Source organism: Allobosea sp. P2_B12 (genome assembly GCF_056404835.1).
In genome coordinates, this window is record NZ_JBFUDG010000004.1 from 16,202 (window position 1) to 35,897 (window position 19,696).

Annotated in this window: 20 protein-coding genes; 4 read left to right on the forward strand and 16 right to left on the reverse strand. The window is 67.0% G+C overall.

Annotated features, from left to right (window positions below; genetic code table 11):
* Position 1 precedes the first annotated feature (1 nt).
* The 8 genes from AC1DYU_RS11655 to AC1DYU_RS11690 all read right to left on the reverse strand — a co-directional run bounded on the left by AC1DYU_RS11655 (position 2) and on the right by AC1DYU_RS11690 (position 7,668).
* Positions 2 to 700 carry a GNAT family N-acetyltransferase gene (locus AC1DYU_RS11655; RefSeq protein ID WP_476791766.1) on the reverse strand — a complete coding sequence of 233 codons (699 nt, stop codon included), beginning with the start codon at positions 698 to 700 and terminating at the stop codon, positions 2 to 4.
* Positions 697 to 1,023, reverse strand: a complete 327-nt coding sequence (locus tag AC1DYU_RS11660; RefSeq protein ID WP_476791767.1) for a hypothetical protein — start codon at positions 1,021 to 1,023, stop codon at positions 697 to 699. Before AC1DYU_RS11660 ends, AC1DYU_RS11655 begins: the two co-directional genes overlap by 4 nt.
* Positions 1,020 to 1,859 (reverse strand): isocitrate lyase/PEP mutase family protein, encoded by an 840-nt coding sequence (locus AC1DYU_RS11665; RefSeq protein WP_476791768.1) that lies wholly within the window; start codon positions 1,857 to 1,859, stop codon positions 1,020 to 1,022. Before AC1DYU_RS11665 ends, AC1DYU_RS11660 begins: the two co-directional genes overlap by 4 nt.
* Before the next feature lie 125 nt (positions 1,860 to 1,984).
* Entirely contained in the window at positions 1,985 to 2,629 is a 645-nt protein-coding gene (locus tag AC1DYU_RS11670) for a hypothetical protein (RefSeq protein ID WP_476791769.1), read from the reverse strand.
* Positions 2,626 to 3,660, reverse strand: a complete 1,035-nt coding sequence (locus tag AC1DYU_RS11675) for a zinc-dependent alcohol dehydrogenase (RefSeq protein ID WP_476791770.1) — start codon at positions 3,658 to 3,660, stop codon at positions 2,626 to 2,628. Before AC1DYU_RS11675 ends, AC1DYU_RS11670 begins: the two co-directional genes overlap by 4 nt.
* Positions 3,661 to 3,672: 12 nt before the next feature.
* Positions 3,673 to 4,626 carry a tripartite tricarboxylate transporter substrate-binding protein gene (locus tag AC1DYU_RS11680; protein WP_476791771.1) on the reverse strand — a complete coding sequence of 318 codons (954 nt, stop codon included), beginning with the start codon at positions 4,624 to 4,626 and terminating at the stop codon, positions 3,673 to 3,675.
* 153 nt (positions 4,627 to 4,779) lie between these two features.
* Positions 4,780 to 5,682, reverse strand: a complete 903-nt coding sequence (locus tag AC1DYU_RS11685; protein WP_476791772.1) for a LysR family transcriptional regulator — start codon at positions 5,680 to 5,682, stop codon at positions 4,780 to 4,782.
* A 123-nt stretch (positions 5,683 to 5,805) separates the two neighbouring features.
* Positions 5,806 to 7,668: an IlvD/Edd family dehydratase gene (locus AC1DYU_RS11690; RefSeq protein WP_476791773.1), complete on the reverse strand. Its 1,863-nt coding sequence runs from the start codon at positions 7,666 to 7,668 to the stop codon at positions 5,806 to 5,808.
* A gap of 287 nt (positions 7,669 to 7,955) precedes the next feature.
* Here AC1DYU_RS11690 and AC1DYU_RS11695 point away from each other — a divergent pair, with 287 nt between their 5' ends.
* Positions 7,956 to 9,140 carry a pyridoxal phosphate-dependent aminotransferase gene (locus AC1DYU_RS11695; protein WP_476791774.1) on the forward strand — a complete coding sequence of 395 codons (1,185 nt, stop codon included), beginning with the start codon at positions 7,956 to 7,958 and terminating at the stop codon, positions 9,138 to 9,140.
* A gap of 25 nt (positions 9,141 to 9,165) precedes the next feature.
* Positions 9,166 to 9,510, forward strand: coding sequence for a DMT family transporter (locus AC1DYU_RS11700; RefSeq protein ID WP_476791775.1), 345 nt, complete (start codon positions 9,166 to 9,168; stop codon positions 9,508 to 9,510).
* A gap of 156 nt (positions 9,511 to 9,666) precedes the next feature.
* Here the strand turns inward: AC1DYU_RS11700 and AC1DYU_RS11705 are convergent, their stop codons facing one another.
* Positions 9,667 to 10,485 carry a DUF3108 domain-containing protein gene (locus AC1DYU_RS11705; RefSeq protein WP_476791776.1) on the reverse strand — a complete coding sequence of 273 codons (819 nt, stop codon included), beginning with the start codon at positions 10,483 to 10,485 and terminating at the stop codon, positions 9,667 to 9,669.
* A gap of 279 nt (positions 10,486 to 10,764) precedes the next feature.
* Between AC1DYU_RS11705 and rpmB the strand changes: the two genes are divergently transcribed.
* Positions 10,765 to 11,052 carry a 50S ribosomal protein L28 gene (rpmB, locus tag AC1DYU_RS11710; RefSeq protein WP_326909933.1) on the forward strand — a complete coding sequence of 96 codons (288 nt, stop codon included), beginning with the start codon at positions 10,765 to 10,767 and terminating at the stop codon, positions 11,050 to 11,052.
* 100 nt (positions 11,053 to 11,152) lie between these two features.
* Here rpmB and AC1DYU_RS11715 read toward each other — a convergent pair whose 3' ends face one another.
* The 7 genes from AC1DYU_RS11715 to AC1DYU_RS11745 all read right to left on the reverse strand — a co-directional run bounded on the left by AC1DYU_RS11715 (position 11,153) and on the right by AC1DYU_RS11745 (position 19,060).
* Positions 11,153 to 12,154: an esterase-like activity of phytase family protein gene (locus tag AC1DYU_RS11715; protein WP_476791777.1), complete on the reverse strand. Its 1,002-nt coding sequence runs from the start codon at positions 12,152 to 12,154 to the stop codon at positions 11,153 to 11,155.
* A gap of 220 nt (positions 12,155 to 12,374) precedes the next feature.
* Complete coding sequence (gene cobT, locus AC1DYU_RS11720; protein ID WP_476791778.1) at positions 12,375 to 14,276, reverse strand: cobaltochelatase subunit CobT; 1,902 nt, start codon at positions 14,274 to 14,276, stop codon at positions 12,375 to 12,377.
* A complete protein-coding gene (locus AC1DYU_RS11725; protein WP_476791779.1) occupies positions 14,273 to 14,689 on the reverse strand; it encodes a GNAT family N-acetyltransferase in 417 nt (138 codons plus the stop codon). Before AC1DYU_RS11725 ends, cobT begins: the two co-directional genes overlap by 4 nt.
* 14 nt (positions 14,690 to 14,703) lie before the next feature.
* The gene (gene cobS / locus AC1DYU_RS11730; RefSeq protein ID WP_476791780.1) at positions 14,704 to 15,690 is read right to left on the reverse strand and encodes a cobaltochelatase subunit CobS; all 987 of its coding nucleotides are present in this window, start codon (positions 15,688 to 15,690) and stop codon (positions 14,704 to 14,706) included.
* Between the two features lie 147 nt (positions 15,691 to 15,837).
* A complete protein-coding gene (locus tag AC1DYU_RS11735) occupies positions 15,838 to 17,166 on the reverse strand; it encodes a glycosyltransferase family protein (RefSeq protein ID WP_476791781.1) in 1,329 nt (442 codons plus the stop codon).
* Positions 17,163 to 18,401, reverse strand: coding sequence for a glycosyltransferase (locus AC1DYU_RS11740; RefSeq protein WP_476791782.1), 1,239 nt, complete (start codon positions 18,399 to 18,401; stop codon positions 17,163 to 17,165). Before AC1DYU_RS11740 ends, AC1DYU_RS11735 begins: the two co-directional genes overlap by 4 nt.
* The gene (locus AC1DYU_RS11745) at positions 18,398 to 19,060 is read right to left on the reverse strand and encodes a class I SAM-dependent methyltransferase (RefSeq protein WP_158483419.1); all 663 of its coding nucleotides are present in this window, start codon (positions 19,058 to 19,060) and stop codon (positions 18,398 to 18,400) included. The genes AC1DYU_RS11740 and AC1DYU_RS11745 overlap by 4 nt, the downstream gene beginning before the upstream one ends.
* A gap of 40 nt (positions 19,061 to 19,100) precedes the next feature.
* Between AC1DYU_RS11745 and AC1DYU_RS11750 the strand changes: the two genes are divergently transcribed.
* Positions 19,101 to 19,694: a hypothetical protein gene (locus tag AC1DYU_RS11750; RefSeq protein WP_476791783.1), complete on the forward strand. Its 594-nt coding sequence runs from the start codon at positions 19,101 to 19,103 to the stop codon at positions 19,692 to 19,694.
* The last annotated feature ends 2 nt before the right edge of the window (positions 19,695 to 19,696 follow it).

The following is a 19,696-nucleotide window of genomic DNA, read 5'->3' on the forward strand; positions in this document are numbered from 1 at the left end:
CTCAAGCCACTCCGGCTTGCGCCGCGAGCGCGGTCTTCTGCCGGCCCTCCGCATCGAAATTCTCGGGCGCGAGCCAAGTGCGGAACGCCTCCGCACGTGCCGGCCATTCGCTATCGAGGATCGAGAACCAGGCCGTGTCGCGGTTGCGGCCCTTCACCACCTGATGCTGGCGGAACAGGCCTTCAAACTGGAAGCCGAAGCGCTGAGCGGCGCGCTTGGACGGCTCGTTGAGATTGTTGCACTTCCACTCAAAGCGGCGATAGCCGAGCGAGAAGCCGTAATCGCCGCACAGATAGATCGCTTCGGTTGCCACCCGCGTCCTCTGCAGCACCGGCGAATAGGTGATGTAGCCGACCTCGAAGACGCCATGCTCGGGCCGGATTTCCATCAGCCAGAGATGCCCCTTGGCCTTGCCGTCGGCCTTGTCGATGATCGCGAAGGGCACGATGCCGGCCTTGGCCGCCATCATCGCCAGCAATTCGCCATAGGCCTCGCGTGTCTGCGGCGGATGGGCCGGCATCCACTGCCAGATCTGGTCATGGCCGGCATTCACCGCCCAGATATCGTCGAGATGCCGGGCCGGGTCGATCGGCTCCAGCCGGCAGTAGCGCCCTTCGAGCACGCGTGCGGGTGGAAAAGGCGGTGCGGTCCAGCCTTCGAGCAGCGGGTTGGCGGCGGTGTCCGCCGAAACGGAGGTCATGGCTTGGTCATCTCCTGCCAGCCCGTCAGATCGGTCGAAACCGTCCAGTCCGGGCCAAGTTCTGCCGCCACGGCGGCGGCGATCGCCTGGCCCTCGGCCTCCCAGGCGCGCTGCTCCGCCTCGCTGGGAAAGCGCGAGCGCGCCTCCTGCTCTTCCTCGTAGATCGCGTCGAACGCGTCCATCCAGGCCTCCAGCCGGTCGGCGAGGTCTTCGGAAAGGTCGAGATCCTCGGCGTCGACGGCTTTCCGCCGGCCCTTGGCATCGAGCGTCCACAGCCCGCTCAGGCCAAGCCATGCCGGCGCGATCAGCAGCGTCCCGCTCACGAGCGCGCCTTCAGGTCTTCGGTGAAGAACGGGTTCAGCGGCGATGACGGGCCGTTGCCGGCAAATCCGCGGAAGCTGCCCTCCTCGGCGATCAGCCGCGTCGCCTCGATGAAGGCAGCCCAGGCCGCCCGCGCCAGCGCGCCGCCGATCGAGATCCGACGCACCCCGAGCGCAGCGATATCGGACACTGTCAGCCCGAAATCGCCATAGACCAGCGCGTTGACGGGCTTGCCGCCGGCCGCTGCGACGATAGTGGCGATCTGCTCGCGCGTTTTCGGGCCCGGCGCATAGAGCACGTCCGCCCCAGCCTCGGCATAGGCGGCGATGCGCCGCGCCGATTCGTTCAGCGCATCGGGATGACCGGTCAGGAAGCACTCGGCCCGCGCCGTCAGCAGGACGCCGGAGCCGGTCTCGTCGATCGCCTTGCGCGCCGCCTTGACGCGCTCGACCGCCAGTTCGAACGGATAAAGCGGCTCCTCGCTACGCCCCGTCGCATCCTCGATCGACAGCCCCGCTACGCCTGTCGCGATGCACAGCTTCACATTGGCGCCGACGCCGTCTGGGGTATCGGCATAGCCGTTCTCGAAATCGGCGTTGACGGGCAGATCCGGCACCGCCTTCACCAGATCGGCCAGATGCGCCAGCATCATGTCACGCGGCACATCCTGGTCGGCGCGTGCCTGCGTGAAGGCGAAGCCGGCGCTGGTCGAGGCCAGCGCCTTGAAGCCCTGCCCGCGCAGCCAGCGCGCGGAACCGACATCCCACGGATTCGGCATCACGAAGCAGCCGGCCTCGTGCAGCACCCGGAAAGCATCGACCTGAGGAGATGAGGCCATTTTAAATCGTTTCAGATGAGCCGGTTGCAACGGGGCGCCATACTGTCCGCGCGACTTGCTTTTGTCAGCCCCGAAATGCCGGCGCGATTGCACCACGCCAATGCGCACGCGGTATGAAGGACCTATCAATAGGCCAGGATGAGGTCGAACACTGATTGTTCGATGACGTTCCCGACAACCTCAGGCGCCCTGGCGATCCGTTTGAGAGCGCGGTCCAGCGCGCGGCGCTCGGTACCGCCGAGCAGAGCGATGTGATGCGCCTCGCCGCCGTCGCCGGGGTTGGCGGGAAAGGCAGGGTGCGGAGCCATGGCGATGCTGGTCCCGAGCCTGACCGAGACGATCGGATCCCGACCGGCGAGACCAAGCAGCCCGTCCGGCAGGGCACCACGCCAGGTCAGCCAGCCAAGATGGCGGGCAAGACCCGAGCCCGACTGCCCGCCATGGCGATAGAGCCCACGTCGAAAATCGGTCATGGCCGGCCGCATGGCCAGCGAGGCAGGCGTCGGGTGGGCGAGCAGATGTTTGTAAGCCGTGCTCTCGACGGCCGAGGAATCGTCGAGATCATAGATGGTGAGGTAGCGGGTCGCTGCGCCACGCCCGGCGACATAGCGCTTGCCCGCGAGGAAGCCCGGCATGGTCAGCCGTTCCGGCACATGCTCGAAACTGTGCCAGGCCTCGTACGCCCGCAGACGGGCGGGATCGACGCCGTTGGCGACCGTCAGGAAAGCCCCGCCACGCCAGACGCCCTGCGTGGCCACCGCGCTGGTCATGGCAGCAGCATGATCTTCGAGGCCACGCGGCTCTTGGCCCGCGCGAAGGCTGCGACCGCGTCCGACAATGGGGCCTGCTCGCTGATCAGCCGCCTCATGCGTTGCGGATCAGCGGCGAGGAAGGCGATCACGCGCGTCCAGGTCTCCAGCGGCGCGCGGTAGCTGCCGCGAATCTGCTGGTGCCGGCGCACCAGCCGGGTGAGGTCGATCGAGGCCGGCTTCGCATGGATGCCGCAGATCGTCAGCACGCCGCGCAAAGCCAGGAGATCCAGTGCCTCCGGCACCACAGCCGGCACGCCGGCAGCCTCGATGATGACATCATAGGAGGTCGGCAGGCCCGCCCGCTCCAGCGCCGAACGCAGGGTCGTGCCGGCGCTGTCGACCCCCTCGGGGAAGCCCAGCGCGGCCAGTGTCGCCAGCCGCGCATCGTCGTCGCGCCCGGCCACGACGATGCGGGCCGCGCCGGCCGCCTGCGCGAACAGGGCCGCGCCCTGGCCGATCGTGCCTGGCCCGATGACAAGAACCGTATCCCCCGGCTTGACCTCGGCCGTATCGACGGCCTCGGCTGAAACCGTCATCGGTTCCGTCAGCGCAGCCAGCGCATCGTCAAGCCCGTCGGGCAAGGCGATGCAGTTCTCGGCCGGCACGAGCACGCGCGCTGCGAAGCCGCCATCGCGGCCGATGCCGATGCCGGATCGGTGGGTGCAATCCTGGCTGCGGCCGGACCGGCAGTCCTCGCATCGCCCGCAGACGACGGAGGGGCGGACGACGACGCGGCTTCCGACCGTCAGCGCCGCGACGCCGGCTCCAACGCGAACGGCATGGCCGGCGAACTCATGCCCCAGCGTCACCGGCATGGTGGCCGCCATCGCCTCGTAACCCCCCGTCCAGTCGGCGATGTGCAGGTCCGTCCCGCAGATCCCGGCCGCGCTGACTGAGAGCAGCACTTCGCCTGGGCCGGGTTTTCCCGGCTCGTCGACCTCGTCGAGGCGGATGCCGGGTTCCGGCGCAAATTTGCGGAGCGCAAGCATGGTCGGCCCCGGTTATTCCACCTTGATCGACGCGGTCTTGACCACCTCGGCCCAGATCTTCGCGTCCTTCGCCATGAAGGCGCCGAGTTCGGCGGCGCTGCCTGGCGCTGGCTCGGAGCCGATTTCGATCAGGCGCGCATTGATCTCGGGCTGGGCCAGCGCGGCGTTGATCGCAGCGTTCAGCACGTCGACGACGGCGGCAGGCGTGCCCCGTGGCGCGACCAGCGCCACCCAGGCCGAGAGATCGTAGCCGGCATAACCCTGCTCGGCGACGGTCGGCACCTCCGGCAGCAGCGCCGCGCGCTTGGCGGTGGTAACGCCGAGAGCCTTCATGGTGCCGCCCTTGATGTGCCCGGACGCGCTCGCGAGCGTGCAGAACATCACGCTGATATTGCCGCTGATCGCGTCCGTCAGGGCCGGAGCCTCGCCGCGATAGGCCACATGCTGGACTTTCGCGCCCGAAACGATGCCGAAGAACTCGCCGGCGAGATGGGCGACCGTGCCTGCGCCCCCCGAGCCGAAAGTGATCGGGTCCTTGGCTGTCTTTCCGACCGCTTCCAGCTCCTTCATCGTGCTCGCCGGATAGGCCTTGCCCGCGACGACGACGAAGGGCAGCTTCGCAATCATCGCGACTGGCACGAAATCCTTCTCCCAGTCGAACGGCACAGCGGCCTTCAGAGCCGGGTTGATCACCATCGTCGTCGGCGCGGCGAGCAGCGTGTAACCGTCGGGCTCGGCCTTGGCGACAGCCTGCGAGCCGAGCATGGTCGCCGCCCCACCCCGGTTCTCGATGACGAAACGCTGCTTCAGGATCGTGCCTGCGGCCTCCGCCACGACGCGGGTCACGACATCGACACCACCGCCGGCTGCGAACGGCACGATGATCTGCATCGCCCGCGCCGGATAGGCCTGCGCCGACGCCGGGCCAGCAGCGGTTGCGGCCAGCAGGGCAAGCGCGCTTGACACCACATCACGGCGGCTAAGCGTGGCAGGTTGCGAGGGGTTGTCTGCCCCAAAAGCGCGCATGGTCGTTCCTCCCGGATTGTTCTTGTCACCGCACAAGGCCACCAATCTGGGGACGCAGCAACGGCGAATTCTGCGCTCAACCATAGCGTCAGGCTATAGACCAGACCCGACCGCCGCGATCTCGGCCCGCAGGGCGATCTCGAAATGCTGGAGCAGGCGGCTGCGCGCCCGCTCGACATGGCGATGCAGGAAGACCTCGTATCCGGCCGGGTGATCGAGCGGCAGCAGCGCGACGCGGTCGCGATCAGCGGCAAGCGCGCTGAAGCGATCGACGATGGCGAGCCCCAGGCCCGCCTCGGCCAGGCCGATCGCGGTTTCGGCAAAGCGCGCGACATGGGTGCGGTTGGGTACGACGCCGCCATCGCGCAGGACCGCGTCGACGACCTGGCCGTGGACCGATTGCGGCTCGAACACGATCAGCGGCACATCCGCCAGCGCCGCAGGCACAAGGCGCGGCTGCGCCGCCAACGGCCAATCGCGCAGGCAGACCGCGACGGCAGGCGCACTGCCGACCGCGACGCTGCGGATGCCGGCATGCAGAATCGGGAACAGCGTGACAGCGCTCTCACCCTGCCCCGACAGCAGGTAGTCCATCACCTGGCTGACCGAGAGGATGTCCAGATGCAGGCTGAGGCCGGGATGCTGCTTCAGCAGCGCCGCTCCCGCTCTTGGGATCAGCACGCGCCCGACGCTGGGCGAAGCGCCCAGCCTGAGAGAACCGGTGTCGGCCCGGGCCAGCCGCAGCGCCCGGGCCAGCGCACCCTCGAGCTGGTCGAAAGCGAGATCGACCTCGCCGAGCAAGCGATGCGCCTCGGCGGTCGGCGTCAGGCGCCCTCCATGGCGGTCGAACAGCGCGAAGGCGCAGACATCCTCGATCCGCCGCACGGTCTTGGTCACGGTCGGCTGCGCAATACCGAGTTCCCGCGCCGCACCGATCATGCTGCGGGCGCGCATGACGGCGCGGAAGACTTCAATCTGCCGGAGCGTGAGCAGCATGAGGAGCTCCCGCACCTTTTGCCGTCATTGCGAGGAGGCGAGGCCGACGAGGCAATCCAGGGGTGCGTAGAGCTGGATTGCTTCGCTCGTAATAACGGCCAGCGGCGACGAGCGCGACGAACCCTAGTGATTGTCGCGCGGTATGCCGAACTTCTTGTGGATCTTCTGGTACTTGACCGCCGGCTTCAGCACCATGCCCTCGGACAGCTCGCCGACGATCTTGCGCTGGATCTCCTGCCACGGCGTCTGGCTCTTCGGGTATTTGTAGCCCCCCGCCGCCTTCAGCGCCGCGCGCCGCTCCTCCAGCTCCTTGTCGGAGATCAGGATGTCGGCCGAGCGCTTGTTCAGGTCGATGCGGACCTTGTCGCCGGTCACCAGAATGGCGAGATTGCCGCCGGTCGCCGCTTCCGGCGAGGCGTTCAGGATCGAGGGCGAGCCGGACGTGCCCGATTGCCGCCCATCGCCGATGCAGGCGAGCGCTGTGACGCCCTTCTTGATCAGGTAATCCGGCGGCCGCATGTTCACGACCTCGGCGGCACCGGGATAGCCGACAGGGCCGACGCCGCGGATGAACAGGATCGAGTGCTCGTCGATGGCAAGCGCGGGATCGTCGATACGGTGGTGGTAGTCCTCCGGCCCGTCGAAGACGATCGCCTTGCCCTCGAAGGCGTTGGGGTCTTTCGGATTTTCGAGATAGCGCTTGCGGAATTCCGGCGTGATCACGCTGGTCTTCATGATCGCGGAATCGAACAGATTGCCGCGCAGGTTGAGGAAGCCCGACTGTGCCTTCATCGGCGCGTCGTAGGCCTTGATGACGTTGCGGTCCTCGGCGAAGAAGCCTTCGCAATTCTCCGCCAGCGTCCGGCCATTGGCGGTGATCGCCGGCTTGATCTTGCCCTTGGCGACCAGCTCGGCCACCACGGCAGGCACGCCGCCGGCGCGATAATAATCCTCGCCGAGATACTCGCCGGCCGGCTGCAGATTGACCAGCAGCGGAATGTCGTAGCCGACGGCGGTCCAGTCCTCGTTGTCGAGCGGCACGCCGATATGCTTGGCGATGGCGTTGACCGAGATTGGCGCATTGGTCGAGCCGCCAATGGCGGAATTGACCACGATCGCGTTCTCGAAGGCTTCGCGCGTCATGATCTTCGACGGGATCAGGTTCTCCCAGACCATGTCGACGATGCGCAGGCCGGTGAGATAGGCCATCTCGTAGCGGTCGCGATAGGGCGCCGGGATCGCGGCCGCGCCCGGCAGGGTCATGCCCAGCGCCTCGGCGATCGAGTTCATCGTCGTCGCCGTGCCCATGGTGTTGCAGTGGCCGGCCGAGGGCGCCGACGAGGCGACCAGATCGACGAAGCCTTTGTAGTCGATCTCGCCGGCGGCCATCATCTGGCGCGCCTTCCAGACGATCGTGCCCGAGCCGGTGCGCTCGCCACGGAAATTGCCGTTCAGCATCGGCCCGCCGGGCAGCGCGATCGCCGGGATATCGACGGTCGCCGCAGCCATCAGCTGCGCCGGGGTGGTCTTGTCGCAGCCTGTCGTCAGCACGACGCCGTCGAGCGGGTAGCCATAGAGGATCTCGACGAGCGAGAGATATTGCAGGTTGCGGTCGAGGCTTGCGGTCGGGCGCTTGCAGGTTTCCTGGATCGGATGGATCGGGAACTCGAAGGGCACGCCGCCGCGCTCGCGGATGCCGTCGCGGACGCGGTGCGCCAGCTCGATATGGTGGCGGTTGCAGGGCGCGATGTCGGAGCCGGTCTGGGCGATGCCGATGATCGGCCGGCCGGACTGGAGCTCGTCGCGCGACAGACCGAAATTCATGGTGCGCTCGATATAGAGCGCGGTCATGTCCGCATTGGCGGGGTTGTCGAACCAGGCCTTGGAGCGAAGCTGCTCGGGCTTGATGCGGCGAGCGGCCTTCTTCTTTGTGGTCGCCACCGGCCGGTCCTGGCGCGGCACGTTGCTCTCGGGGCTCTTGGCCATCCTGGTCTTCCTCTCGCACGGACGCGGCGCTGACGGCCGCTTACCGGTCTTTCTTCCAAGGCGGGTCAGCTTCAAACGATTGTAATCGCGCCATCATGCCGATCAGTTTTGTGGGGGCAAGCCCACAAACGCGAGATAGTCATACTATTTATGCAAGCCCACCTCACGGTGGCGTTTCGAATCAATCGGCGCAGGCTTGCGTGGCAGCATGGTTTGGAGCGAAGAGAGGCCAAGAGCCCGGCACGAGCGGGCCTCGCCTGAAACGACCTGCCCAAGGAAACGCCGCCATGACGCTTCATGTCGTCCCGTCCTTCGCCCGCATCGGCGAGGAGAATGCCTTCGCCGTGCTGGCGCGCGCCACCGAGTTGCAGCGTCAGGGCAAGGACATCATCAATCTCGGCATCGGACAGCCCGATTTCCCGACGCCCGACCATATCGTCGAGGCGGCGGTGAAGGCCCTGCGCGACGGACATCATGGCTACACCCCGGCCAACGGCATCCTGCCGCTGCGCGAGGCGGTCTCGGCCGATCTGCACAAGCGCTTCGATGTCGAGGTCTCGCCGGAAAGTGTGATGATCGTGCCCGGCGGCAAGGTCACCATGTTCATGGCGATCCTGATGTTCGGCGAGCCCGGCGCCGAGATTCTCTATCCCGACCCCGGCTTCCCGATCTACCGCTCGATGATCGAATACACCGGCGCAACGCCGATCCCCGTCCCGATCCGCGAGGAGAACGGCTTCGCCTTCTCGGCCGAGGAGACGCTCGCCCTGATCACCCCGAAGACGCGGCTCCTGATCATCAACTCCCCGGCGAACCCGACCGGCGGCGTCACGCCCAAGGCCGAGGTCGACAAGCTCGTCGCCGGCCTGGCGCGCTTCCCAGACGTCGCAATCATGTCCGACGAGATCTACGACCAGATGCTCTATGATGGCGAGCAGCATGTCTGCCTGCTGAGCTACCCCGAGATCCGCGACCGGCTGATCCTGCTCAATGGCTGGTCGAAAACCTATGCCATGACCGGCTGGCGGCTGGGTTATTCGATCTGGCCCAAGCCCCTCTACGACAATGCCCGCAAGCTCGCCGTCAACTCGCATTCCTGCGTCAATGCACCCGCGCAATGGGCGGGGCTCGCCGCGCTGAGCGGGCCGCAGGATGCGGTCGGCCAGATGCTGGCCGAGTTCGACCGGCGCCGGCAGGCCGTGGTCAAGGGGCTCAACGCCCTGCCCGGCCTCTCCTGCATCGTGCCCAAGGGCGCGTTCTATGCCTTCCCGAATGTCTCGCAAACCGGCTGGAAGGCCAAGAAGCTCGCTTCCGCCCTGCTGGAGGATGCCGGCATCGCCACCATCGGCGGACCGGATTTCGGCGTCCATGGCGAGGGCTATATCCGCCTCTCCTACGCCAATTCGCTTGAAAACATCGAGCGCGCGCTGGAGCGGATGGGAACGTTCCTGGCGAGTGCGAAGGCCGCATGAGCTTCGCGGCGGGAATCCTGGCGGCATGAGCTTCAGCAATCTGAGCTATCTCTATCTGGCAGCGGCCATCGTCAGCGAAGTCATCGGCACGTCCGCCCTGAAGGCGTCGAACGAGTTCACCCGGCTCGTACCGACTGTCATCATGATGGCGGCGTTCCTGAGCGCCTTCTACTTCCTGACGCTGACCCTGCGGACGATTCCCGTCGGAGTCGCTTACGCGATCTGGTCGGGCGTCGGCATCGTCCTGATCAGCGTGGTCGCGCGGGTGCTGTTCGGCCAGAAGCTCGACGCGCCGGCGATCATCGGCATGGCCATGATCGTCGGCGGCGTGCTGGTGATCAACCTGTTCTCGCGCTCGAGCCCACATTGAGCCTCCCCCAAGCCCTCATCCTGAGGAGCGGCCAAAGGCTGCGTCTCGAAGGATGGTCCAGATCGTTCGGGAGCCTCCTGGAGCATCCTTCGAGACGCGCTCTACGAGCGCTCCTCAGGATGAGGGCCGCGGGAGACGAACGCCTTTTGCGTCTACTCAGTTCTGCCGCGCGGTGCTTGCCGTCACGCCGGGATCGACCTTGAAGCTCGACGCCTCGAGCACGGCGGTACCGATCATCGTCTTCACCGACACCCGCACGGGCACCATCATGTTGGTGCCCGCGACCGGCGCGAGCCAGGTGCTGATGTCCTTGTTCTCGATCATGAATTTGGTGGCGGGTCGCAGCGCGCGATGGCCGGCGATCGGCACATAGCGCACCTGGCAGACCGCGACAGGCCCGCTATAGCCGTCGAGCTTGACCTCGCGCGTGCCGCCGGCACTCAGCTTGATGTCGTAGCGCGCCGCGCCGTCGAATATCTGCAGCGTGCGGTTGCAGGCGGTTGCCATGCTCTTGCCGACGACCGGCATCAGGAAGGCCGAGAGCGGATCGACGATGTTGCGCCGGTGGCCGTCGTTCAGCGGCACGCGGTCGGGCTTGGCGTCGATCGGCGGCTCGATCTCGACGGCCGCGACATTGTTGCCGTCGAGCGCCATCCGCACGGTGCGGCTTTCGCTGGAGCTGGCGGAACTGACCGCGAAGCTCGTCGGCGAGAGCTTGGCGCCGTTGAGGCCGCCGGACGCTGCGCCCGAACCCCGCCCGCCGGTGAAACCGCCGATCAACCCGGTCAGCTTGGCCGCAACGTCGAGCTTGTAGCTCGATGCGTCGATACCGCCGCTGAGGCTGGCGGTCCCCAGCGTCAACCCGAGCAGGGAGACATCGTAGCGCGCATCGAGCGAGGCGGCGGCGGCCGGCAAACTCGCGATGCTAAGGGCAAGGACGAACCCGGCCATGGACGATGCGATGGCGGGCTTCATCCACTTCCTCCGGGCTTTCGCGATCATCGGGACATGCACTGCGAATCGGTCTGAATCGTGGCCTCTTTCGCCGGTTTTGGCGAGCGGCAAAGCGCCCCGCCTTGCGCTGCCGCCGTCCCGGGAGCGATATCACCAGGGCTTGCATGACTTTTCCTTGACGCGCCCGCCGGGCTTGGCTATGGAACCGCGACTTCAATTTGACTTCCGGTGCTCATGTCCGGCACGTCGCGTGTCGGCATTTTTATTTGAGCCAGCCGGTTGGATTTAGGGAACGATACCATGGCGCGCCGTTGCGAACTGACCGGGAAAGCCACCCAGACCGGCCACCTCGTCAGCCACTCGAACCACAAGACGAAGACGGTCTTCCGTCCGAACCTCGTGAATGTCACGCTGCAGTCCGACGCCCTCGGCCGCTCCGTGCGCCTGCGCATCTCGGCCAATGCTCTGCGCACCGTCGATCATCGCGGCGGTCTCGACGCCTTCCTGGTCAAGGCTCCGGCCAGCGACCTGTCGACCGGCGCGCTGACGCTGAAGCGCGACATCGAGAAGAAGCTCGCCACCGCCTGAGCGGTGTCGCTTCCCTGCGATTGAACGAAGCGGCCGAAAGGCCGCTTTTTTCGTTTGGGCTTGGCCTTCTCCTCTCGCGGGAGAAGGGAAGGCGTCGCGCTCAAACCAGTTCGAATTCCAGCATCACAGTCCGCTGCAGGAACGAGAAGTTGTCGTCCGAGATCAGCGTGAGGATGGTTTTGCCCCCCTCCTGATGGACGGTCAGACCTTCCATGTTGTCGATCTCCTGACCCAGATCGGCGGTGATCAGGTAAGGCCCGTCCAGCATCGCTCCTACTTTCAGGCTTGCCCCAGGCACGCGACGAATCCGCATGCCAACGCCCCGCAGCGGCCGGTACCAGCGCTCCAGCAGCAGCATGTCGCCATCGGGCAGGAAGGCGAGATCGGTGATGTCGAAGCCGTCATGCCGGGCGACCTGGAACAGGCCAGGCTGCCGGCCACCGAGGATGACACCCAGCGTCGGCTCGTCATCCCCACCCGAACGCTCGGCGATGGCGACGAGCGAACCCGCCAGCGGCTGACCCGCCGGCACGACGCCGATCGCCTCCAGCCCGCGATTATCCGGCAGGCGCTTGACCTCGCGCGGGACAGCGACGATCCGCGCCCGCGCCATGACGCCCTCGGCGGCCCAGTCGAAGCGCAGCACGTCATGCGTCCGCTCGACGCCGAGATAGGCGACGCCATCGGCGATGCAGAGGCTCTCGGTGTCGTAATAGCGCGAGCGGTGCAGCGGCCTGCCCGACACGCCGAGGATTGGCGCGAGCTCCGCCCGGTCGAACCCGGTCAGCCTGCCGTCCCGCATGGTAACCCTGGCCGTCAGCCAGAAGCCGTTATCGGTGACGGCGACGAGATCGCTGCCGCTTACGCCACCGCGCCAGAGCCCTGAGAACCCGCCGAAGCGCGAATGATCGCCGCTGAGCACGAGGCCGCTCCGGAACGCAAGCTTGCCGAAGCGGGTCTTCTCCGGGCTGCGCGGCTCGAAAGCAGCGATCGGCCGCGCCGAAACGGTGACGGGACCGCCTTCAAGCGCCTGGGCGCGGGCTTCCGATGCAACGGCGAGCGCACCAAGTCCAGCCAACGTAGAGCGGCGAGTCAGGCGCATCAGAACAATGCGCCTGCTGCCAAGCCTGCGCGGGGAACCCCTCTCCTGTAAGGAGAGGGGCAGGGGTGAGGTGTCGGCCCCTGGACCAGTGGCCTGCCAGTCCTAAGCGGCGGCAGGGGTGAGGTTTCCGCCAAGACGTCCAACGGCCGACCCCTCACCCTACCCTCTCCCTCCGGGAGAGGGTTCCCCGCGCCAGACCCATGGATGTGGCAGGCAAGTTTCACTGCCGACGTCGCGCCCCGCCCGACGACTTGGCGTTCAACCGCGGATCGTCCTCGAACAGCTCGGCGAGCTTTTCGGTCATCACGCCGCCGAGCTCCTCGGCATCGACGATGGTGACGGCGCGGCGATAATAACGCGTCACGTCGTGGCCGATGCCGATCGCGATCAGCTCGACCGGCGAGCGCGTCTCGATCTCGGCGATGATGTGGCGCAGATGCCGCTCGAGATAGTTCCCGGCATTCACCGATAGCGTCGAATCGTCGACCGGTGCGCCATCCGAGATCACCATCAGGATCTTGCGCTGCTCCGGCCGGGCCAGGATGCGCTTATGCGCCCAGTCCAGCGCCTCGCCGTCGATGTTTTCCTTGAGCAGACCTTCGCGCATCATCAGCCCGAGATTCTTCCGGGCCCGCCGCCACGGAGCATCAGCCGCCTTGTAGATGATGTGCCTGAGATCGTTGAGTCGGCCGGGATTGGCCGGCTTGCCCGATTGCAGCCAGGATTCGCGCGAAAGACCGCCCTTCCAGGCCCGCGTCGTGAAGCCGAGCAGCTCGACCTTGACGCCGCAGCGTTCCAGCGTCCGCGCCAGGATGTCGGCGCAGGTCGCGGCCACCGTGATCGGCCGGCCACGCATCGAGCCGGAATTGTCGATCAGCAGCGTCACCACCGTGTCGCGGAAATTGACGTCCGATTCCTGCCGGAACGACAGCGGCTGGTAGGGGTCGATGATGATGCGCGGCAGCCGCGCCGGATCGAGCGCGCCCTCCTCCAGGTCGAACTGCCAGGAGCGGTTCTGCTGCGCCATCAGGCGCCGCTGCAGCCGGTTGGCCAGCCGCGCCACGACGCCCTGCAGATGCGCAAGCTGCTTGTCGAGATAGGCGCGCAGCCGCGTCAGTTCCTCGGCGTCGCAGAGCTCCTCGGCGGTGATCGTCTCGTCGAACTTCACCGTATAGGGCTTGTAGTCGGTCTGCGGCCGGTCGTTCGGCTTGCCCTCGCGCGGACGCGGCGCCTCGCCGGCCTCGTCGGCCTCCGAATTCTCGTCCTCGTCGTCCCAGTCGCCCGAGGGTGCATCGGAAGCCTCGCTCGCCCCCTCCTGCAATTCCTCGGTGGCGTCGTCGGAGACCTCGACCTCGGAGCGCTCGCCGGCGCTGTCCTGTTCCGCCTCGCCGTCCTGCTGCTGCTGTTCGTCGGAGGACTGGTCCTTGTTGTCCTCGTCCTCCTCCGACTCGTCGCCCTGCGAGGTCTGCTCGGCCATGTCGAGCGATGCCAGCATGTCGCGCACCGTGCGGGCGAAGGCGCGCTGGTCCTCGACAGCTTTCGAGAGACGATCGAGATCGGCACCGGCCTTGTCCTCGATCTGCTCGCGCCAGAGATCGACCAGCTTCTGCGCCGCCTTGGGCGGCTTCAGGCCGGTCAGCCGCTCGCGCACCATCAGCGCCAGCGCATCCTCCAGCGGGGCGTCCGCCCGATCGGTGATCTCCTCATAGCGCCCGCCGCGATGATAGCGGTCTTCCAGCATGGCGGTGATGTTGCCGGCCATGCCCGCCATCCGCCGCGAGCCGACGCATTCGACCCGCGCCTGCTCGACCGCGTCGAACACGGCACGGGCCGCATCGCCCTCGGGCGCGGCCCGGCGATGCACGCTCGCATCATGGCAGGCGAGCCGCAGCGCCATCGAATCGGAATGGCCGCGCAGGATCGCGACATCCTCGAGCGTCAGCTTGCGCGGCGGCTCGGGCAGCCGGGCGCGATCGCCGACGAGCGAGGGTTTGTCCGCCGCGAAGACGATCTCCATCTCCGGCTTGCGGGCGATCGCCTTCATCGTCTGCGAAATGGCGCGCTTCAGCGGCTCTGCTGGCGCTTCCTTGGACTGGCCGGGCTTGCGGTTTGAGATGCTCATAGCGCTTTCGCGAAATGGTGGATCCGATGGCCTGCGACGGGATAATCCTCCATCACGCCATACTGGCGATAGCCCAGCTTCGGATAGAAATCCGGCGCCTGAAGGCTCATCGTACTCAGATAGACGCCACGCGCGCCATGATCGCGCGCAGCCTTCTCGGCCATCGCGACGAGGGCCTCGCCATGTCCCGCGCCGCGATGAGCCTCATCGATCCAGAGCAGGTCGATGTGGAGCCACTCCCATTTCAGCTCACCGATCAAGCCGCCGACGATCGTGCCGGCATCGTCGCGCAGGCTGAGCGCCAGAGGCGCGCTGTTGCGCGCCCCGACCACGGCCGCGTTGTAAGCGCTGAGGCCGGCCACCACGGCTTCCCTCGTCGCCGCGACATCGCTCTCGCGCTGCAGGGTCGCCATAGCCGGGATGTCCGTCAGCTCAGGACCACGTTCGCCGCGCTCTCCGGCAGTTCCTTGCCGAAGGAGCGCTGGAAGAACTCGGCCACCAGCGTGCGCTCCATCTCGTCGCATTTGTTCAGGAACGTCACCCGGAAAGCGAAACCGATATCGCCGAAGATCGCGGCGTTCTCGGCCCAGGTGATGACGGTACGCGGGCTCATCACGGTCGAGAGGTCGCCGTTCATGAAGGCGTTGCGGGTCAGATCGGCCACGCGGACCATCTTGTCGATGACGCTGCGGCCTTCGGGCGTGCCCTGGAAGTGCTTCGACTTCGCCAGCACGATCTCGACCTCGTTGTCATGCGGCAGGTAGTTCAGCGTGGTCACGATCGACCAGCGGTCCATCTGGCCCTGGTTGATCTGCTGCGTGCCGTGATAGAGGCCGGACGTGTCGCCGAGGCCGACCGTATTGGCGGTGGCGAACAACCGGAAGGCGGGGTGCGGGCGGATGACGCGCTTCTGATCGAGCAGCGTCAGCTTGCCGGACTGCTCGAGCACGCGCTGGATCACGAACATCACATCGGGGCGGCCGGCATCGTACTCGTCGAAGACCAGCGCGATGTTGTTCTGCAGCGCCCAGGGCAGGATGCCATCCTGGAACTCGGTGATCTGCTTGCCTTCCTTCAGCACGATCGCGTCCTTGCCGACGAGATCGAGGCGGGAGACGTGGCTGTCGAGGTTGACGCGGACGCAGGGCCAGTTGAGACGCGCAGCGACCTGCTCGATATGGGTCGACTTGCCGGTGCCGTGATAGCCCGAGATCATGACGCGACGGTTATGCGCGAAGCCGGCGAGGATCGCGATCGTGGTGTCGCGGTCGAAGCGGTAATCCGGGTCGAAATCCGGCACATGCGCCTCGGTCTTGGAATAGGCCGGCACCTCCAGATCGGAATCGATCCCGAATGTCTGGCGCACCGACAGCTTCATGTCGGGCAGGCCGGCGGCAGTCGTCGTTGTCATCATCAAGTCTCCGGGCGTGGGACCATGGCCGGGAAATGACCGGTTGTCCCAACGCCGACCGAGGAGGGAGGCAATGCCATCCTAATTAGAGGCAAAGCCCGGCATCGGCAATTCGCAAAGCGCCAAGGCTGCTGTTCGCAAGAGACATGCCTAGCCCCGCTCCACCAGCAGCCGCGTCACAATACCCGCGACCCTCCCGGCCCCGTCGCGATCGATCGCCGGGGTCCCGGGGCGGCCGCCGGTCAGCGCCGACTCGACCGCGGCAGCAAAGGCGGCAGGCGTGGCGGCATCTGCCCCGGAAAGCCGCAGGCAACGCGCCAGGCCTGCCCGTTCCATCGCCTCGGCGCGCACCGCCTGCTCGGTCTCCGCCCCGTCGTCGAATGGAACGACGATGGCGGGACACGCCGCCGCGAGCAGATCGAGCACGGTGTTGTAGCCGGCCTGACTGATCGACAGCGCGCAGGCCGCAAGCAGATCCGGGAAGTCCGGACGCGCCCGCTCGACGGTGACGTTGGGCGAGGCCGATTGCCGCAGGGCGGCGAAATCGGACTCGGACAGGCCGCGACCGACGAGAATGCGCCAGGGCTGGGAGGTGTCGAGGCGCGCGGCCTCGATGCAGAGCCGAAAGAGCGGCAACGCCGCGCCAGACCCACCGCCGGAGACGAGAATTTCGTCTAACGCATCACCCATACCGGCCGGGCGCGGGGAGCCCCTCTCCTGTAAGGAGAGGGGCAGGGGTGAGGTACCGGCCCCTGGACCAGCGAGGCAACGCCCCAACGGCGACTGCGGTGAGGTCTCAGCCGAGGCGTCCAACGGCCGACCCCTCCCCCTGCCCTCTCCCTCCGGGAGAGGGTTCCCCGCGCCTGTCGCGACAACCTGCGTCACAGGCGCGGCCAAATAGCCCGTATAGTGCAATCGCTTTGCAAGCTCCGGCGCGACCGGCCAGGACGCTTCCAGCGGCAGGAATGCCGCATCGCCATGGACCAGCACGCCGTCGAAATGTTCGGCGAGGCGCCGATGCGCCTCCGCAATCCTGTCGGGACGAGGCGTCACCAGCACGTCGCGTACCGAGGACAGCACCAGAACGCGCGGGTTGGCCGCCTTTGCTGCCGCGATCAGGCCAAGGAACTCGTCTGCCAATTGCCGCCGCCCGAACGGAAAATGCTCGGTGACGACGACCTCGGGTTTGAGCGTAGCGGCAAGCTCCGTGAGCTGCGCTTGCCGGATTTCAAGGCGGCCCGCTTCGATCGGCCGGCCTTCCTCGTCGAGCAGATTGCGGAAATCGACACCCTCGACCTTGACCGGCGGCAGTTGCACGAAGTCGAAGGGCTCGGCCACCATCGCCCGCAAGGGCATGCCTCCGCTAGCCAACGTGACGCGAAATCCGCTCTCCGCCAAAGCCCGGGCAAGATGCCCCGCCCGCACCAGATGCCCGCTGCCGAGCAGATGCGTCACCGCGATCAGGACCGTCCCGCTCATGGCATCTCGCCTGACGCGCGCAGTTTTGCAGCGATCAGGTCGAGCCCGGCGGCCGCCGAGAACGCCCCGGTCAGCCGCTGATGGGCGGCATGCCCCAGCGCCGCGCGTCGCTTCGGCGCACGGGTGAGATCGGCCAGCGCCAGCGCCAGCGCATCGACATCGCCGGACGGAACCAGCAGCCCTTCGACGCCCTCGCGCACGAATTCGGGGATGCCGGCGAAATCAGTGGCGACGATCGGCAAGCCCTGGCTCGCCGCCTCCATCACGACATTGGGCAGCCCGTCGCGGTCGCCGTCACCGGCCTGCCTCGACGGCAGCACGAACAGATCGGCTTCGCGCAACGCGACGATGACCTCGGTTTGCGCCTTCGCTCCCGCCCAGGTGACGCGCTCAGCCAGACCCAGAGATTGGGCCTGCGCCTGCAAGGCCTTCAGCCTCTCGCCGCCGCCGATATGGGTCAGACGCCAGTGCAGATTGGGAGGGAGCTTCGCCAGCGCCGACAGCAAATCGTCAAAACCCTTCTTCTCGACGGCCCGGCCGATGGTGACGAAGCGCACCGGATCGCCTGCATCGCCGCCGTCGCGCGCCGGGCGGGCGGGCGGCGACGGAAAACGGCTGAGATCAAGCCCGTGATAGACGAGATCGACCTTGTCGGCCCGGTCGGCGAGGCGCGCGAGTTCGCGGTGGCCATCGCGGGTGCAGGTCACACCCCAATCGGCCGATGCAATCTTTTCGCGCTTCTCCCAGTCCGGCGTCGTCCAGATGTCCTTGGCATGGGCCGAGAACGACCAGCTCAGGCCCCGCAGCAGCGCCGCATAACGGATCACCGAGGCCGGTGTGTGCAGGTAATGCACATGCAGATGCGTGATCCCGGCCGGCAGCTCGCGCGCCATCACGCAGGCCTGGCCGAAGCGGCGCAGTCGGTTGCGGGTCGCGTCGCGGGCGAGGTCGCGCAGGAAGACTGCGAGCAGGCGCGCGAAGCCTGGCCGCAGCAGCGCCCGCAGCACGCCGCGCAACACCCGGCCGGGCTCCTCGTGCAGATATTCCGGCAGATAGCTCACCGGCGCCGTGATCTGGTTATGCATCAGATGTCGCGCCACATCGGTCGGCCGGCGCAGCGACCAGATCGCGAAGGGCAGGTCGCGCTGCTGCAGCCCGAGCAGTTCCTGCGCGATGAAGGTCTCCGACAGACGCGGATAGCCCTTCATCGCGATCGCGATGCGGGGAGGCTTCATCGCCGGCCGATCAGCATGAAGCGGGTGTAGTTCTTCGTCGGCAGCGACCCGGCGAACAGCGTCTCCGACAAGCCGGCCTGCGCCTTGAAGGCGTCGAGCGAGGCGACGCAGCTGCGATGGTCGGGTTCGCGGACATAATCGTTCGACTGCAGCAGCAGCGGCAGGCCAGGCGGCAATGTCGCGAGCCAGCCCGGCACATCGGCCAGATGCTCGCAGCTCGTATTGATGACGAGGCCAGGCGCGGGGTTCTGGGCCACGAAGTCCAGCGCCATCATGTCGGCGGTCACGGCCCGGAAGCGCCCTGTCGCGACATGGCGGCGATTCAGCCGCTCGGCGACATCAGCGCAACCCGGATCAAGATCGACGCTGACGACCGCGGGGATCGTCAATCGCTCATCGGCGAGCAGCAATGCGCCAAGCACGCCGTACCAGGCGCCAAGCACCCAGACCGGCCCCTCAGGTTGCGGCAAAACCTCGGCCAGCGCATCGGCCAGCCAGCGTTTCGAGCCGATCTGCTTGTGGTTGAAGGCGATCCAGAGATCGGGCGGCATCTCGTCTGCGACGAGGCGCGCGAGATCGGCCACCACGCTGTTGCCGGTGAGGGCTGCGACGCCGCGCAGAATGTCATAGAAGGCGTCGGGAGGCGTGTCGCGTGTCATGCCGTGTCGGGATGGCGGGATGCGGGAAAGTGGAATGAAAGTGGCGGGACCATATGCAAGCGCCGCAGCAAAGACCAGCGACGCAGCAGCGGCGCCTTCGGGCACTCTCCTGCCGCATCTCTCCAGCCCCGCAGCCGCGCTCCGACAAGTCCTCGCAGCGCATGCGGTCCGGTCTTGCGCCCATATCGTCGAGATCGGCGGTGCCGGCCTGCCGATCACGAGCTTCCTGACCCACCGTCCGGAAACGGTCACGGTCATCGACCCGAAGATTCCCGACTTCTCCGCGACGATGCTGAACAACGCGCCCTGCTGCGTGCGCCATCTCGCCGCCAAGCTGCAGGAGGTCGAGATCGCACCATCCGCGCCCTATGCGCTGGTGCTGCTGGGATTGTCGCTCAAGCCCTTCGGCCGGCGCAGCGCGACCCCACCGGAACTGCTCGCGCTCGCGGCCGGCGCCGAGGTGCTGGTCATCGACTACACGCTCGATCTCGAGCGGGCGCAGGGGCAGATCGGCGCGCTGACCGCGACCCGGCCGGCGCCCCCGACCATCGATCTCGCCCTCACGATCAATGACGACGCCTTGCGCGCCGCGGGCTTCGACCGCAGGCGCTTCCTCGTCTTCGGCCCGGCCTGAGT

Bases quoted from the DNA above. Each gene is read 5' to 3' on its own strand.
- AC1DYU_RS11655 (WP_476791766.1), bottom strand. From the start codon at position 700: ATGACCTCCGTTTCGGCGGACACCGCCGCCAACCCGCTGCTCGAAGGC.
- AC1DYU_RS11665 (WP_476791768.1), bottom strand. From the start codon at position 1,859: ATGGCCTCATCTCCTCAGGTCGATGCTTTCCGGGTGCTGCACGAGGCC.
- AC1DYU_RS11670 (WP_476791769.1), bottom strand. From the start codon at position 2,629: ATGACCAGCGCGGTGGCCACGCAGGGCGTCTGGCGTGGCGGGGCTTTC.
- AC1DYU_RS11675 (WP_476791770.1), bottom strand. From the start codon at position 3,660: ATGCTTGCGCTCCGCAAATTTGCGCCGGAACCCGGCATCCGCCTCGAC.
- AC1DYU_RS11685 (WP_476791772.1), bottom strand. From the start codon at position 5,682: ATGCTGCTCACGCTCCGGCAGATTGAAGTCTTCCGCGCCGTCATGCGC.
- AC1DYU_RS11690 (WP_476791773.1), bottom strand. From the start codon at position 7,668: ATGGCCAAGAGCCCCGAGAGCAACGTGCCGCGCCAGGACCGGCCGGTG.
- AC1DYU_RS11695 (WP_476791774.1), top strand. From the start codon at position 7,956: ATGACGCTTCATGTCGTCCCGTCCTTCGCCCGCATCGGCGAGGAGAAT.
- AC1DYU_RS11700 (WP_476791775.1), top strand. From the start codon at position 9,166: ATGAGCTTCAGCAATCTGAGCTATCTCTATCTGGCAGCGGCCATCGTC.
- AC1DYU_RS11705 (WP_476791776.1), bottom strand. From the start codon at position 10,485: ATGAAGCCCGCCATCGCATCGTCCATGGCCGGGTTCGTCCTTGCCCTT.
- rpmB (WP_326909933.1), top strand. From the start codon at position 10,765: ATGGCGCGCCGTTGCGAACTGACCGGGAAAGCCACCCAGACCGGCCAC.
- AC1DYU_RS11715 (WP_476791777.1), bottom strand. From the start codon at position 12,154: ATGCGCCTGACTCGCCGCTCTACGTTGGCTGGACTTGGTGCGCTCGCC.
- cobT (WP_476791778.1), bottom strand. From the start codon at position 14,276: ATGAGCATCTCAAACCGCAAGCCCGGCCAGTCCAAGGAAGCGCCAGCA.
- AC1DYU_RS11725 (WP_476791779.1), bottom strand. From the start codon at position 14,689: ATGGCGACCCTGCAGCGCGAGAGCGATGTCGCGGCGACGAGGGAAGCC.
- cobS (WP_476791780.1), bottom strand. From the start codon at position 15,690: ATGATGACAACGACGACTGCCGCCGGCCTGCCCGACATGAAGCTGTCG.
- AC1DYU_RS11735 (WP_476791781.1), bottom strand. From the start codon at position 17,166: ATGAGCGGGACGGTCCTGATCGCGGTGACGCATCTGCTCGGCAGCGGG.
- AC1DYU_RS11740 (WP_476791782.1), bottom strand. From the start codon at position 18,401: ATGAAGCCTCCCCGCATCGCGATCGCGATGAAGGGCTATCCGCGTCTG.
- AC1DYU_RS11745 (WP_158483419.1), bottom strand. From the start codon at position 19,060: ATGACACGCGACACGCCTCCCGACGCCTTCTATGACATTCTGCGCGGC.